This is a genomic window from Methanohalophilus sp. DAL1 (genome assembly GCF_001683555.1).
GTDB lineage: Archaea > Halobacteriota > Methanosarcinia > Methanosarcinales > Methanosarcinaceae > Methanohalophilus > Methanohalophilus euhalobius.
On record NZ_MAFX01000026.1, the window covers coordinates 1 to 15,089 of the forward strand.

13 protein-coding genes are annotated in these 15,089 nt (G+C 44.6%); 5 read left to right on the forward strand and 8 right to left on the reverse strand.

What is annotated here, in order from left to right; translation table 11 throughout:
- Positions 1-163 precede the first annotated feature (163 nt).
- The 6 genes from A9957_RS06135 to A9957_RS06160 all read right to left on the reverse strand — a co-directional run bounded on the left by A9957_RS06135 (position 164) and on the right by A9957_RS06160 (position 7,391).
- On the reverse strand, positions 164-2,089 hold the full coding sequence (locus tag A9957_RS06135) for a hydantoinase/oxoprolinase family protein (protein ID WP_292343531.1): 1,926 nt from the start codon (positions 2,087-2,089) through the stop codon (positions 164-166).
- A 257-nt stretch (positions 2,090-2,346) separates the two neighbouring features.
- Positions 2,347-3,582 (reverse strand): dihydropteroate synthase, encoded by a 1,236-nt coding sequence (gene folP, locus A9957_RS06140; RefSeq protein WP_292343532.1) that lies wholly within the window; start codon positions 3,580-3,582, stop codon positions 2,347-2,349.
- A 36-nt stretch (positions 3,583-3,618) separates the two neighbouring features.
- Positions 3,619-4,479, reverse strand: a complete 861-nt coding sequence (locus A9957_RS06145; protein WP_128754761.1) for a tetrahydrofolate dehydrogenase/cyclohydrolase catalytic domain-containing protein — start codon at positions 4,477-4,479, stop codon at positions 3,619-3,621.
- A 9-nt stretch (positions 4,480-4,488) separates the two neighbouring features.
- The gene (gene glyA, locus A9957_RS06150; protein WP_292343533.1) at positions 4,489-5,730 is read right to left on the reverse strand and encodes a serine hydroxymethyltransferase; all 1,242 of its coding nucleotides are present in this window, start codon (positions 5,728-5,730) and stop codon (positions 4,489-4,491) included.
- A 36-nt stretch (positions 5,731-5,766) separates the two neighbouring features.
- Positions 5,767-6,375 (reverse strand): phosphoribosylglycinamide formyltransferase, encoded by a 609-nt coding sequence (gene purN, locus A9957_RS06155; protein WP_292343534.1) that lies wholly within the window; start codon positions 6,373-6,375, stop codon positions 5,767-5,769.
- A gap of 56 nt (positions 6,376-6,431) precedes the next feature.
- Positions 6,432-7,391: a transcriptional regulator gene (locus A9957_RS06160; protein WP_292343535.1), complete on the reverse strand. Its 960-nt coding sequence runs from the start codon at positions 7,389-7,391 to the stop codon at positions 6,432-6,434.
- A gap of 66 nt (positions 7,392-7,457) precedes the next feature.
- On the opposite strand from A9957_RS06160, the gene A9957_RS06165 reads away from it, so the two are divergent.
- On the forward strand, positions 7,458-8,735 hold the full coding sequence (locus A9957_RS06165) for a tRNA(Ile)(2)-agmatinylcytidine synthase (RefSeq protein ID WP_292343546.1): 1,278 nt from the start codon (positions 7,458-7,460) through the stop codon (positions 8,733-8,735).
- A 1-nt stretch (position 8,736) separates the two neighbouring features.
- On the opposite strand, the gene A9957_RS06170 is transcribed toward A9957_RS06165, so the two are convergent.
- Positions 8,737-9,519, reverse strand: a complete 783-nt coding sequence (locus A9957_RS06170; protein WP_292343537.1) for an NAD+ synthase — start codon at positions 9,517-9,519, stop codon at positions 8,737-8,739.
- A gap of 140 nt (positions 9,520-9,659) precedes the next feature.
- Here A9957_RS06170 and A9957_RS06175 point away from each other — a divergent pair, with 140 nt between their 5' ends.
- Genes A9957_RS06175 through A9957_RS06185 form a run of 3 tightly spaced genes read left to right on the forward strand, consistent with a single transcriptional unit; the run spans position 9,660 to position 12,194 of the window.
- Positions 9,660-11,006 carry an ATPase domain-containing protein gene (locus A9957_RS06175; RefSeq protein ID WP_292343548.1) on the forward strand — a complete coding sequence of 449 codons (1,347 nt, stop codon included), beginning with the start codon at positions 9,660-9,662 and terminating at the stop codon, positions 11,004-11,006.
- Between the two features lie 44 nt (positions 11,007-11,050).
- Positions 11,051-11,527 carry an NOB1 family endonuclease gene (locus tag A9957_RS06180; protein WP_292343538.1) on the forward strand — a complete coding sequence of 159 codons (477 nt, stop codon included), beginning with the start codon at positions 11,051-11,053 and terminating at the stop codon, positions 11,525-11,527.
- 55 nt (positions 11,528-11,582) lie between these two features.
- Positions 11,583-12,194: an orotate phosphoribosyltransferase-like protein gene (locus A9957_RS06185; protein ID WP_292343540.1), complete on the forward strand. Its 612-nt coding sequence runs from the start codon at positions 11,583-11,585 to the stop codon at positions 12,192-12,194.
- 8 nt (positions 12,195-12,202) lie between these two features.
- On the opposite strand, the gene A9957_RS06190 is transcribed toward A9957_RS06185, so the two are convergent.
- Complete coding sequence (locus A9957_RS06190; RefSeq protein WP_292343542.1) at positions 12,203-14,335, reverse strand: DHH family phosphoesterase; 2,133 nt, start codon at positions 14,333-14,335, stop codon at positions 12,203-12,205.
- 193 nt (positions 14,336-14,528) lie between these two features.
- On the opposite strand from A9957_RS06190, the gene A9957_RS06195 reads away from it, so the two are divergent.
- Positions 14,529-15,089: SPFH domain-containing protein (locus A9957_RS06195; protein WP_292343544.1), on the forward strand; the 561-nt coding region annotated here is incomplete at its 3' end.

Genomic DNA, 15,089 nt, shown 5'->3' on the forward strand with positions numbered 1-15,089 from the left:
CTATCATTGTTTTGTGCTGATGTTCCTCTTGCGTTTTCCGCATCTTCTGCAGAAATAATGTTTCTCTGCAACACTGGAAGAGAAATCAGAATAGCCTCCGGTATTTTTCCATTCATGGATACCAATAAAGCAAAGGAGTTTGGATAATTGCATTCCAATCTCCTTATTTTTCAATCTCCGGCATTCCTATACCCACAAATGTCAGCTTGGTCTCAACAGGCAAGCCACTACCTTCATGGAGTTTGATTTCCTGCTTGCTGACTTCCACTTTAACATCTTCGCGATCCAGACCGGCTTCTTTCATGTATTCAAGCACCATTTCCCTGCCGAGTTTTTCAGCTGCTTCAAGTGCATCCGGATAGCTTGGGAATTTTTGCCTGCCATGCGGGGAGAACATCATTATGCCTGTTTTGTTACCCTTGGATATCGTACGAACGAGGATCTCCAAACGTTTGATACCTTTACCTACGAGTGCCCCCACAGCATTACCAACTTCCGCATGTTCAGGGAGGATTATGTCGGCATCCAGCAATTCATTCACTTCATTCACATAAGCGCTTACAGGTCCACCCAGAAGTATGACCGGAACATCGACTTTGAAATGACTGAAAAACTCTTTCTGGTTTGCAATGATTGTCTCAATTTCCTCTTTATCCACATTTCGGAGAAGATATGCCATTATGTATAATGCCATATTATGGGCAAATTTGGATTTTACAGTCTTGGAAAACTTGCTTTTTTCCAGAAAAGTCAACCTGCCCAATGTGTTTGCACCTATATGGGATGCTTCCGCATTCCAGGCATCATACTCACCGAGTACATGTAATGCATCCGTAGGAGTAAAGCCGATAGCCTGCACCAGTCTTTTCTGGATCAGCCTGTCCAAAAGCAGAGGAGAAGGCAATCTGTCGATGAATATCTCGGTAACAGAGACGGGTTCTTCACCTATATTATCCAGAATTTCCTTTTCAAGTTTACTGATATTTGGAATCTCTTTACCTGTTTTAACAAAGAATTTGGTGGGCTGGATATTCTCACACATCTGCATTTTGGAAGGAGTACGTGAAAGTTTGAGCTTATCAATAATCGATGGCCATTTAGAAGCTGCTACACATAGAGGCATGACCCGGCGAGGGCCAATGTTTATCTTCTGGGCTTTGATCCAAACGTGGCTATCTCCCCCCATAGCTGAGGTTTCCATGCGTAGGGCCTGTACCTTGGTCTGCCAGCCTCCCACTACTGCGCCCCTGTCGGTAATCTCGGGCAACCCGTCATTTATCATGGCTACATCGGTACTGGTACCACCGACATCAATAGCAAGACATGTCGGAGAATCCGATAAATAGGACGCACCGACAAGACTTGCGGCAGGTCCTGAAAATATGGATTCAATGGGTTTTTCTTTGGCTTCCTCGATACCCACAACTGAACCATCACATTTGAGCATCAGAAGACGAGCATTAATGTTACGTCTTTCCATTTCACCAATAACTGTTTCTATGAACTGACTTGTTATAGGTATCAATTGGGCATTGAGATAAGCAGTAACTCCTCTTTCATAGGCCCCCAATGCCTGGGACAGCTCATGGCCACAGACCACCGGCATTCCGGTAATTTCTTTTACGATCTCTTTTGCCCGCAGTTCATGGTTTGGGTTACGTATACTAAAATAGGACGAAATGGCAAAAGCCGACACTTTCTCCTTCATTTTTGTTACATAATCCCTGATGGCCTGCTCGTCCAGAGGGGCTATTTCTTCACCATAAGAGCCGTGTCCCCCTTTAATTACAACAGAATTGTCGATGGAATGTCCTTCAGGAATCGAATAATCCCCGATCATCAACAATGCCACAGGGTAACCGGTTTTTTCCAGAATGGTGTTCGTGGACAGGGTTGTGGAGACAGATACTAATTTTACCTTTGTAAGGTACTCTTGGTCCAATCCGTCAAGCGAATTTCTTATTCCTTCAAGAAGGTCCGGATAAGTGGTAAGAGCTTTATTTGAATCGATTACTGCTCCGTCCGAATCCCTGATTATAACCGAATCCGTATATGTGCCACCTGCATCAATTCCCATACTGTATTGCATAATAGTTGTCTCCAATTAACCAGTTCATTAATAAGATATCATCCATAGATATAATTAATTTAACCCACAGGACAAAATAACTCCTGCAATAAAAATTCCAGTTTTTATGTACGAGTATGCAACAAGTTCTTGATACATATCGCACGGTATTGCACCAACCATACAAAATCATGATATTATGGTATATATAATATTTGGAACGTGACGATATAAAAAGACCCGCTATCCACCCCAATAACAATAGAAAAAGAAATTAATCAAGATTTCCAGGAAGAATAACGATATTTTACATCATAATATTCATCCAGAACTGTAGCCATCATCGTGCCTATCTGGGGCAAACCCCTGGCTTGGCACTGAAGTTTTGCAACAAGCTTTTTCAGCTGCAGCAGGGTGCCCATGACAATCAGATCTGTATTCTCAGTCTCATGCGATATGGCATTTCGCTCAAGACATGCATCCCCGCCTCTTGCCAGAATTTCCTGCTTGATGATAAGGGCTTCTGTGGTTGTAATATTGCACACAAGAAGATTGAACAGCAAGGATTTATTTTTCATAACCTGTGCCCCGGTTGAAGTCACACCCAGGGATTTCATCACCCTTACTGAATCATCCGGATCGGTAACCTCCAGCATTCTCACCTGCCTTTCATCAGCTTCCTGACAGGGTATTCTGCCCCGTATCGCCTCGGCTATTCGTACAGCATCCGTTGTCGCAGCCACATCGTGGGTGCGTATAATGTGCGCCCCTTTATGCACAGCAATTGCGGTTGCTGCCAGACTTCCATATAATCTTTCAGCAGCAGGCTTGTTCAGGACCTCTCCTATGAAGGATTTGCGGGAAAGAGCTGCAAGAACCGGTTTGCCAAAAAGCTGCAGACGTTCAAAACGGTCAAATGTCTCAAAATCGTATGTCGGATCTTTTTCGGGGACCCATTTACCAATAGCGGGATCCAGAATTAATCGATCCGTATCAATACCCTTCCCTTCACAAAGCTCAATGATTGCCTCCAGGGAATCCATAACCGCATCCATCCCAAGCACGTCACCCGGTACTTTCCGGGAGGCCATTACAACAGCAGGACATTCATGGTCTGCCACCACATCCGCCATGTTTACATCAGTCATGAAACCGGAAACATCATTTACAAGGTCAGCGCCCCTGTCAAGACACTGGTCGGCAATATCCGCAAACACGGTGTCCACTGAAAGAACAGCATCCACGTTTCCTGCAAGAGCATCTATTGCAGGAAGTAATCGTTCCCGTTCTATTTCCTTGCTTATGGGTTCTGCAAGGGGCCAGGTGGAGCGGCCGCCTATATCAAGCACGGTTGCACCTTCCTCCACCATTGCAGAAGCAGCATCAATGAGGGAATCTTCCCTGACAACAGACCCCTTGTAAAAGGATTCATGGCTTAGGTTCAATACACCCATCAATCTTACGGGGTGGTTGTCTCCTACATTTAGTCCACATATGTCAACATCGACTACCATTGAAACTACCAGCTGATTTTATATTTGACAGGATAATTACTCAATTTTCTTTGCAGCAAAGGTCACATGGGTCAGAAGCGTGGCTATGGTCATAGGTCCCACGCCCCCTGGCACCGGTGTAATAAATGAGGCTTTATTCACAACATTTTCAAAGTCCACATCACCATATATCTTGCCTTCTTCTTCGGTGATTCCCGCATCAAAAACAACAGCTCCTTTTTTGACCATATCTTCTTTGATGAGATGCTTGACACCGGCTGCAACTACAAGTATATCGGCACCCGCGGTGTAACTTTTAAGATCTTTGGTGTAAACATGACATACCGCCACTGTAGCATTGCGGTTTAAGAACATTGCTGCCATGGGTTTACCAACTACATTACTGTGACCGACTATCACAACATCTTTTCCTTCAATGTCTACATCATAATATTCAAGAGCACGAATTATCCCCGCAGGCGTGCAGGGAACAAAACCCTCGTCGCCGATCATCAGGTTGCCCATGTTATAGGGATGAAACCCATCCACATCCTTTGCCGGATCAATAGCCTGCATGGCCTTTTTTGCATCCAGATGTTGAGGCAAGGGCAACTGAAGCAGTATACCATGAATATCTGCACGTGTGTTCAGATTCTTGATCCTATCCAGCAGTTCCTTCTGGGTGATAGAGGCGTCGAGCTTCTGATCCTCCGCATAAATGCCTACCCTGTCACATGCTTTATGCTTCAGTCGTACGTACAATTGCGAGGCGGGGTCCTGTCCCACAAGGATAGTTGCAAGGCCGGGGACCATACCGTCATCAGCCTTCATAGAAGCTATTTCTTCTGTTAATTCTGCCTCAATCTGCTTTGAAATCGCTCTGCCGTCTATGATTCCCTGTTTAGCTTCACCCGCCATTTAACCACCTTAGAGATGCTTGTAGATCGGGAAGTCGCTGCACAGCTGCTGTACATCAGCATTAACCTGATCCAGTACATCCTGATCTTTTGGATGCTGGATTACTGTTTCTATGAAGTTAGCAACATCTTCCATCTGAGCCTCCTTCATACCACGAGTGGTGACCGCAGGAGTACCTGCACGCAGACCGCTTGTGATGAACGGACCCCGGGTTTCGAAGGGTATAGTGTTCTTGTTGATAACAATCCCACCATTACTCATATAGGTCTCAGTCTCCTTACCGGTCAGATCATATTTGTTGAGATTGATAAGCATAAGATGATTATCCGTGCCACCGGCCACTATATCAAAATCACGGTCTATAAGGTTTGCACAGAGAGCTTTTGCATTTTTCACAGTCTGTTTCTGGTCCTGCCTGAACTTATCAGAAAGAGCTTCCTTAAATGCAACTGCCTTGGCAGCAATAATATGCATAAGAGGACCGCCCTGAAGACCGGGGAAGACTGTTTTATCCACACCTTTTGCATATTCTTCACGACACATGACCATCCCTCCGCGTGGACCCCTCAGTGTTTTGTGTGTGGTCGTTGTTACAAAATCAGCATATGGCACCGGACTTGGATGTTCACCGGCCGCAATCAGGCCTGCGATATGGGCAACGTCGGCAAGCAGATATGCATCCACTGAATCAGCGATTTCCCTGAAGCGCTTGAAATCGATCGTGCGGGAATATGCAGAAGCACCGGTAACTATCATCCGGGGTTTTTCCTTTTTTGCCATTTCCTCGAGGGCATCGTAATCCAGCTCTTCAGTTTCCTCTGCTACTCCATAGGGTACAATATCATAAAGTTTACCTGAAAAACTTACAGGACTTCCATGCGAGAGGTGACCTCCGTGAGAGAGGTCCATTGCCATAATCCTGTCACCTGGATTGAGGACGGAGAAGTAAACGGCCATATTGGCACCAGAACCTGAATGTGGCTGGACGTTCACATGTTCGGCACCAAAAATTTCCCGGGCCCTTTCAATAGCCAAATCCTCTGCAATATCAACAAATTCGCAGCCTCCGTAGTATCTCTTACCGGAGTAGCCTTCTGCATATTTGTTGGTCATAATGGAACCCTGAGCTTCCATTACCGCCCTGCTTGTGTAATTCTCTGATGCTATAAGGTTGAGTTTATAGTCCTGTCTTTCGGCCTCAAGCTCCAGTGCTCTGGCGATATCGGGATCTGTTTCTGAAATATAAGACATATTGTTCCTCCTTCTATCTTTGAATTTATGAGATGATTATGATATATGTACACGTCTTCCTTTTACGTCCAGTCTTCCTTCGGCAAACAACTTAACTGCTTCGGGGAAAATAATATGTTCCTGTGCAAGTATTCTTTCAGAAAGGGAGCCTTCAGTATCTGAATCAAGTACAGGTACGCTTTTTTGCAGAATGATCGGGCCGGAATCCATCCCTTCATCAACAAAATGTACAGTGCAGCCTGAGATTTTTACACCATATTCCAGAGCCTGTTTCTGAGCATTCAGACCTTTAAAAGAAGGCAAAAGGGCGGGATGGATATTCATTACCCTGTTATTGTAGGCCTTTATCACATTGGAACCCAGGATTCGCATGAAACCGGCAAGTAAGAGCACATCCGTACTGAATTTTGCAAGAGATTCCAGAAGTGCATTTTCAAAATGTTTTTTGGATTCATAAGCAGCCGGGTCGATAAAAAGAGCATTTATGCCGTGATTCATAGCCCTTTCTAGGCCATAAGCGTCCCTTTTATCACTTATAACCACACTGACACGGGCATTTGGGATATAACCACTTTCTACATTATCAATAATTGACTGTAGATTAGAGCCCCTGCCGGATATCAGGACTGCAATGTTGAGAGTCATTGCCCATCCTAAGGGATTTGCCATATATTATAGTTTTGGAAAAAATAATCCAAAAATCAATAATCAACAGTTGTACTGGCTCTTTCACTAATAAGGTCATCCAGTTCCTCTGAATCCGAAAGGGAATCCAATTCCTTTCTTTCAATCAGGACTGTGTGTTCTACCGATGTAGTTTTACTTTCTCCTTCAATGATATAAACCGATCTTGTACGTGTGATGGTGGATATATTGCTCATCAAATGAGCTCGCTTTACCATCGCATTGCTGTATTTACTTACTCCGGTCAGGAAAGTAGTGGAACAGTCCCTGGAAACCGCATTAAAGGGCGCCTGGGATATTGAAAGTACATCATAACCTAGCCCGTAAATAAAACTCAGGATACCATCTGTAGGAGGCTGGAAGGTGTCATTTTCATCCGGTTCCTGACGGGAACGACGAAACGGGCCCAGAATATCAATGGATTTTGCAAGCGCCACATCAAGCAACTCTTCCAGTTCGAGTACAACATCAATGGAAGCATCCATGCAACCCTCCTCATATTTACTGATGGTACGCCGGGATACCCCCAGATGTGACGCCAGGGAACCGATAGACATCGAAAGCTGACTTCTGGCATCCCGCAGCACATCACCATCAATGGAAACATAGAGACCTCCGGGAGCTGCCGAAATCAGAGGAGGTATGCCTTCTACAAAATAATCATAAAGGGTCTGGACATTAAGAGCAGGGATCTCATAACGTACATAGACTACGCTATCTTCAAGCATCTGATCACGCGTTTTTGCCCCAATCAGCATCGGAGTACCACCGAGATATCCTGCCAATGCTTTCATTTCAGATGCTGTTTCTTCATTCAGGCTATCAATATTATATAATGCCTTACAGAAAAGAAGTACATCATCCTGCCTTGCTGCCAGATCAAAACTACGAGGTCTAATGTTACAGCGGCTAGATACAGTAAAATTACTCTTTTCCAGTACATCAATGATTTGATGTATTAGAATGTCTTTTGTCATGACAAACTATAATGTCCTTGCACATCTATATAAATATATCTACCCACAAATGCATAATTGAAAAACATGATCATAAGCTTTGATGATACAGATTCCCGCAGTCTTGGGATGTGTACCACATACCTTGGTGCCCTATTGATGGATGAACTTAAAGAGTATGGCAAACCTTCCGGCCTGCCCCTGCTTATAAGATTGAATCCTACCATACCATTCAAAACACGGGGCAATGCTGCCGTTGCGATCAAGATAGAGACATCTGAACCTGAAAGAGTCAAAAAACATGTAATACAGAGAATAGAAGAACTTGCACAGATGGAAGACGAAAATACAAATCCAGGTGTGGTCTTCCTCGAAAATTACAATGACGAAATTAAAAATGTCCTGGCCGCCTTTTTCAAACGCACTGTGCAACATGTAATCACCATCCGACAAGCAAAAGAGCTCATTGAAAAATACAAACTTGATGCCAGAGGATACAAAAACGGCCGTGGACTGATAGGAGCACTGGCTGGCTGTGGTGCCATGCTGGAAGAAAAGTGGGACCACACCTATGAATACCTTTCCTACAGGCAGAAAGAAAAATGGGGTACACAGCGATTTGTAGATGAAAATAGCGTAATCCGAGCAGATGAAGCCACCTATCCCAATACATGGGACAACCGGGATATTGCGAACAAGCTGGTGGTCTGCATACCCCATTCGCCAGACCCTGTCCTTTATGGTATACGGGGAAAGACTCCTGAATACGTCTCCCATGCTGCCTCCATGATAGAGGGAGAAGTTACAGAGAGATATGCAATCTACAAGACAAACCAGGGAACCGATATGCATCTGATTCCTGCAGAAAGTATCAGTAATCTGCAGGACATGGAATCGTATATAATCCAGGGATTTGTGGCTTCAACTCCCCGTACAATTGAAGGAGGACACACCCTATTCTTTTTCAGGGACAATGAGGGAGAAGAAATGGAGTGTGCCGCTTTTGAGCCCACAAAAAACTTCCGGGAACTAATTCGCAAACTTATCCCGGGAGACAATATAACACTACATGGGAGTTTCAAGAATAAGACACTGAATATTGAAAAAATTGATGTGATAGAACTTGCGGAAAAATACAGGAAGGCCAACCCTCTGTGCCCTAAATGTGGGAAGAGTATGAAATCTGCCGGCAAGGGACAGGGATATCGATGCAGGCGTTGCAAAACACAGGCAGATACAGCCACAAGGTCCAAAGTTGAAAGGGGGATCAAAACCGGGATGTATGAGGTCCCCCCCTGTGCCCGCAGGCATCTTTCAATGCCTCTGGTGCGGAAAAGAGGAAAGGATACCCACCCTTCAAGGTAATTCAGGTCCTTATATCTGCAAGGTCTGCTACAGGAGGCAGCATTCGTTTGTGGAGATTGGAATCTACACGCTGGAGAAGCTGGTCCAGCCCGGACTCTGAGACACCACATTCAAAAGCCACTGCACCGGCCTCCTCTCCTGCAAGCATTTTTATCAGGATGTTGTCGATTGTATCATAGGAATGACCCAATTCATTTTCATCTGTCTGGTCTTCCCAGAGAGCGGCTGACGGGGATTTGTCAATGATTCCGCCGGAAACACCTGTTATTTCCGCCATTTGGAAAACTTCAGTTTTATAGAGGTCCCCGATTGGTTCGAGGTCCACCCCGCCGTCGCCGTACTTGGTATAGTAACCCAGCAAGATTTCGGTCTTGTTGCCGGTACCTGCCACAAGTCTGCTGCCAAGATTGGCATAATAGTAAAGAATAGACATCCTGATCCTGGCTTTCAGATTGCCGTTGACGTATTTGTTAGAAGGGTCAGACCCTGGCATATTTGCAAGATATGTTTGAACAATTCCCCCAATATCAATGGTCCTGAATTCAATCCCGAGTCCATGGGCCACCTCGGTTGCATCCAGTACATCTTCCGGCGGTGTGACATTCAGTTCAGGCAGATGCAGCCCCAGTACATTCTCAGCACCAAGTGCTTCCACTGCCAGATGCGCCACAAGTGCAGAATCCACCCCACCGCTGATACCTACAACAGAACCGGTTACACCGGCACCTTCACATTTCTTGCGAATGAAATCTACTATTCTTTCCTTTGCTTGCAGAATGTCCATTTATATCCACCTGAGGTGGCATTATTTGGACGGATTGTATTAATACATTTACACCGGAAAGAGTGGGGCTTAAATAAAATAAAAGATATATTTTATATGAATATACAAAGGAGCATTTAATGTAACAAGTCACCATCCATATCCAGGGCCTCGATAGTATACTCAAGGGAGGTTGGAATAGTCCTTCTGCAATCCTTGTAGCCGGTGTTGCAGGCAGCGGGAAGACCACATTTGCATTGCAGGCATTATGTGAAAGTGCAAGAGAAGGGAAAGTTTGCCTGTATGTTACTTCGGTCAACGAACCTGCCACAGTCGTGAACAATTTTGTATCAAGGCTGAGTCATTATGAGGTATCCCGGATCTCCAGAGGAAACATACACCAGATCTCTATTGATATCAAGACCCTCGATCGGGGAATATATTCCTTCATGTGGAATCTCGAGGATTCCATTGAAAAAATCAAACCTGAAATCATCGTTATTGATCCCATTACAATCATAGGATGCAGTTTCGATAATAATACCAGAAGAAGATTCTACTATGAATTTTTCAAAAGGATGAAAAAATGGAATTCACTGGTACTTGTTACCGGAGAAATGTCCGACAAGGAAATTGAAGAAAGTACACTGGGATATGTAACAGATGGAATAATACATCTTACAAACAAAGAAGAAAGACAGCAGCGAAATCGCTATCTTGAAGTGCTGAAACTGCGGGGACAGGAATACATCCCGGGCAAACACAGTTTTTCCATAACCAGTGAGGGAATAACAGTACTTCCCTGGCAGTACAGGACATCCCAGCGCGAAGAAAGCAAGCTAATTGAAACGGGACTCTGCGGGCTGGACTATATGCTTTGTGGGGGCCTGAGAGCAGGTTCGACAAATTATATCGGGGGCCCCACCGGCACAGGTAAAACCCTGATGGGTATCCGATACATAAAAAAGGGAGCTGAGCAGGATGAAAGGGGCATCATCGTTTCATTTGATGAAACAAAAAATGACATCCTGAATCGTGCTGAATCCGCAGGAATGGAACTTGAAAAAGATATTCATGCAGGAAATATCGAAATATTACAACTCTCCTCAAATGATTTTGCCAGGCATTTCCACGAAATCCAGCAGACGGTAGAAAAAGTCAATGCGACAAGGATTTTTGTTGATGACGTGGAAAAACATATGAAAACCATGGAAGGGACTGACTTTATTCAGCACCTGGTAGCAAAATACAAAAATGCAAATATCACACTCCTGACGACAGGAACCATATCATCCGGACTTCCAATGATTGGTGAAGCCGGCAAGAAATTGCACTCTGACAGCACCATAGCAACCTGTTATGTAGCGGACAAATTGCATTTGAAAAAGGGCCTCATTGTCCTCAAGAACTTCAATTCTAAACATAAGAAAGAAATCCATGAAATCAATATTGGTGAAAATGGGCTGGAAATTAAAGGAATCTTGCCTCTTACCGATATAATATCCTGAAGATGCAGGTTTAATTTTAATAATCCTTAAACATATCTAACCCCATGAAAATTTACATCGCAGACACCGGCGTTTTCATCAACCGTAAGGGCAGGGACCGCCAGCTTGTTACAGTGCCCTCAGTAATCGATGAAACAAAGGCTAGATACACAAGCATGGAAATGTTGATTGCCCTTGAAACGGGGGCAAAAATAGAGCAACCAGATCCTGTATTTAGGGAAAAAATTGTGGACAGGGCAGAAGGCACAGGTGATATTGAAGAACTTTCCGGGACTGATATCGATGTGCTGGCAAAAGCTCTGGAATATGGGAAAAATGCTGTCCTCATGACAGATGATTATGCTGTGCAGAATGTGGCTAGCATGCTTGGTATAAAGATAGAGCCCATATCCCAATCCAGAATAAAGGATAAAATAATCTGGGGGAAAAAATGCACCGGCTGCATGAAAAGATTTGACAATGGTGAAGAATGTCCCATCTGTGGGTCCCCCCTCAAGAAGATACGTAAAAGAAAGATATAATATTATAAAGGATGTATAGGAAAATAGACAGCATAAAACAACACATGGGGATTAAATGAAGAATATAGAAGAACTTATACAAAAAGCAGCCGAACTGCAAGCCAATGGTCTTGTTACCGGCCAGATCGCAAATGAACTTAATGTTTCCAGGGATACGGTCACATGGCTTCTCATGCGGGGTAAAAGAGGTGCGGAGGCCCCTGCACCCAAGGATATCTCTGTAAACTGGAGTGCCATAGGTAAAAACTCCTTCCGCCTGCGTTATATTTCACAGGCCCTGTGTGACATGGTGCTCGAATCCCTTGATGAGAATGACCAGATGGCAGACATGGTCGTGGGAATCGGATTAAGTGGTGTACCCATGGCCACCATGATTGCCGAGGAGCTGGGTGCCGATTTTTCCATATTCCACGGTTATGACAGCCAGAAAGAGAGAAATAAAAATACAGGAATTTTCAGCAGGAATTTCGGGCATGTAGAAGGAAAGAACTGCATTATTGTGGATGATGTGGTCTCATCTGGCTCAACCATTACCGATGTAATTGAACAGATAAAGAAAAGCGGATCCAACCCGGTTGCAATCGCAGTCATTATTGACAAGAAAAATTCGGAAACAATCAGTGGAGTCCCCGTGAACTCACTTATCAAACTGGCAAGGGTGGATTAAGGGAGATATTAAATCTCCGTATCCACTTCATACTTGCCTATTTTTTCCACGAGTTTGGAGAGTACCTTTTTACGCATCCCTCCCACGAACTTGATGCTTCCGACAACAAGATGCCCACCGCCATTCACACCTCCACCTACAATTTCCTCACGGAGCTGCCTGACAATTTCAGGAATATTCATCTTGACCCCACGGGATCGTATGACTGCAAAGTCCGGCCCGTAACCGATGGTCACAATCGGTTTACCTTCATTTTTCCTGCAGATTTTGTCATGAACTTCCCCGGAGGTCTTACCCGGTGCAGGGAACGTGAATTTGTGAGCATAGTTCTCCACATCAAGCACATTCATGATAGCCCCATTGGGCAGTTGCTGTGATTTGACATTGGGCATACATGCCTCAAGTTGCTCATCCATCATAGCTCTTGCCTGTTCACACAGCAGACTTACAAGTTGTTTATGCCTGGTGGAGTCACCAAAATTGAGAAGGTCGTTTATAATTCCCCTTCCACTGTTGAATTTTAACCAGTAAGCTTCAAAATCAAGGGCCAGGGCAATATCCTGCAGATCTTCCAGGGAATAGCTGGAAGAGACGAGATCAATATACTGATAGGCCTCATCGGATTCTGAACGATCACCCACAGCAGCGATTGCAGGGAGATGTTGTATCTGTTCTGTGACGTCAGGATTGATCATCCGTGCGACCTCTGTGGAAAGCATACCGGCAGTCTGACCGAAATCCCCACCCACATGAGCAGGGTTTACATGGGCCAGCAGGTAATCATCAACGACCTCATCAGGATTATGATGGTCCACAACCACCATATCAATCCCATATATCAATGCCTGTCTCATCGCGGGTACGTCTTCCTCCGTGGAACCATTATCCACCATCACAACAAGAGGCAGTTTCTGGTCATGCCTTTCCGCATCTTCAAGAGCAAAGGAAATGTCCTTGGTCACATCCATGATCTCATAAAAGGGGGCTTTTGAAGGAGAACGTTTGTAGAAATAGTATTCTCCATCCTGACCGTTGACTTCACGAATAAGAGGCAGGATTGCCTTTTCAATGGCCACACCGGCAGTCATGCCATCAGCATCAGCATGGTGGCGCAACAAAATCGGGCGTGATCTGAGAATGGCTTTTTTGATAATTCGGGCAACATCTTTCATCGCAGGACGAAGGTCTTCAAGAATCTTGCTTTTGGCAAGGAATTCTATATCATAAGGTTCTGCCCTCTGGTCAAGTATACGGTCTATGCGTTGTCTGACGGTCTGTTCTCTTTCACCTTTGAGCTGCTTCATACTCTTAACTTCAAGCTGCAGATCCTCTCCCCTGAGGTTGACCTCACCCGTAAGAGATACTACCATATCCGAATCAATGTCCGGATATGCCCGCTCCCCTGCACTTTCAAAGGCTGCACAGGGAATTATCCCGCCTTCATCAGAAATTACGAAAATGGTGGGACCACCGGTTTGTTTGATCTGGAGCACCTCTCCTTCAATACGCACAAGCTTACCCACATAATCCTTTAATTCAGACGAGATACGCACCGGCATTTCCTTTTCAACTTCTACGATCTTATGCTCGCCAACACTTCGTGGTAGCAGGTCCATTTTCCCATCGGATCGAATCTCATTTATCTCTACAACAAGCCTTTCTCCGGGTTCAAGTTTGGCCTTTATGTTGCTTGAATGGATCAATCCGCGCAGATTGGAATTCAGGTTCACAAAAGCCCCGAATGATGCCAGATTGTTTACCTCTGCCTGGTAATATTTCCCTACAGAAAGCTCGTTCATGTCACAGGAGTCGTCCAGCATATGGACCACCTTTACCTCATTGCATGATTTGCATATCTCGCGTCCGTCTATCAGGTGGTCGATAGATTTACCGCATATGTCACATCTATAAAGAAACCCTTCTCCTCCACAAAAAGGACATGGATCCTTTATTTCAACTTCCCCGCTGCCACCGCATTTTTCACATACGGAACTTCCTTTGAGGAAACTATTTACATCTTTTTCTGAAAGTTCCATAAGATTCATTGATTTTGGTTTCCCGGAGCCCTTGCATTCGGGACATTTCTGTATTGAGGACTCACGGGCACCAGTTCCGCCACATTCACTGCATTTTTCTTTCATTGTATCTGTGTTGCTGATTGACCTGCTTGTTTATGTAGGTTGCTGCAAAGAGAGGATACTATTTAGCATTTTTAAACTATCTACTTGTAGAGAATTACAGTAGCAACATATCCACCTGTTTCAACCATCCAACCATCCCACCAATAACTTTTAGAAGTATTGTATACAAAGTATCATTAAGGGAGAGTTTAGCATGGTAGAACAATATATAATTCCTGCATTAATCGTATTAGTAATAATCCTGTCCCAATCCATCAAAGTGGTAAAGGAATATGAGCGAGTGGTCATCTTCAGGTTGGGCAGATTTAGTGGAGTAAAGGGGCCAGGTGTGTTTTTCATAATCCCCATTATCGATACTGCGGTCAAGGTAGATCTGCGTGTCGTAACAATAGATGTCCCGAAACAGGCCGTTATCACCTATGATAATGTAACAGTGGCAGTGGATGCCGTCGTCTACTACAAAGTCCTCAAACCCGAATCAGCAGTTACAGAAGTTGAGGATTACAAGTATGCAACCGCAATGCTTGCACAAACAACCCTGCGTGATGTAGTTGGCCGAATCGAACTTGATGAAGTTCTATCTGGAAGAGAGGAGGTTAATAAGGACATACAGGAGATGCTGGATGCTTCCACCGATCCATGGGGAATCAAAGTTACCTCGGTCACCCTGAGGGATGTGAGTGTTGATGAAAAGATGCTCCGGGCCATTGCCCAGCAGGCTGAGGCCGAACGTGAGAAACGGTCCCGTATTATC

What these genes read in the sequence shown, in the direction of transcription:
- A9957_RS06135 (WP_292343531.1), bottom strand. Translation starts at nt 2,089, where the DNA reads ATGCAATACAGTATGGGAATTGATGCAGGTGGCACATATACGGATTCG.
- folP (WP_292343532.1), bottom strand. Translation starts at nt 3,582, where the DNA reads ATGGTAGTCGATGTTGACATATGTGGACTAAATGTAGGAGACAACCAC.
- A9957_RS06145 (WP_128754761.1), bottom strand. Translation starts at nt 4,479, where the DNA reads ATGGCGGGTGAAGCTAAACAGGGAATCATAGACGGCAGAGCGATTTCA.
- glyA (WP_292343533.1), bottom strand. Translation starts at nt 5,730, where the DNA reads ATGTCTTATATTTCAGAAACAGATCCCGATATCGCCAGAGCACTGGAG.
- purN (WP_292343534.1), bottom strand. Translation starts at nt 6,375, where the DNA reads ATGACTCTCAACATTGCAGTCCTGATATCCGGCAGGGGCTCTAATCTA.
- A9957_RS06160 (WP_292343535.1), bottom strand. Translation starts at nt 7,391, where the DNA reads ATGACAAAAGACATTCTAATACATCAAATCATTGATGTACTGGAAAAG.
- A9957_RS06165 (WP_292343546.1), top strand. Translation starts at nt 7,458, where the DNA reads ATGATCATAAGCTTTGATGATACAGATTCCCGCAGTCTTGGGATGTGT.
- A9957_RS06170 (WP_292343537.1), bottom strand. Translation starts at nt 9,519, where the DNA reads ATGGACATTCTGCAAGCAAAGGAAAGAATAGTAGATTTCATTCGCAAG.
- A9957_RS06180 (WP_292343538.1), top strand. Translation starts at nt 11,051, where the DNA reads ATGAAAATTTACATCGCAGACACCGGCGTTTTCATCAACCGTAAGGGC.
- A9957_RS06185 (WP_292343540.1), top strand. Translation starts at nt 11,583, where the DNA reads ATGAAGAATATAGAAGAACTTATACAAAAAGCAGCCGAACTGCAAGCC.
- A9957_RS06190 (WP_292343542.1), bottom strand. Translation starts at nt 14,335, where the DNA reads ATGAAAGAAAAATGCAGTGAATGTGGCGGAACTGGTGCCCGTGAGTCC.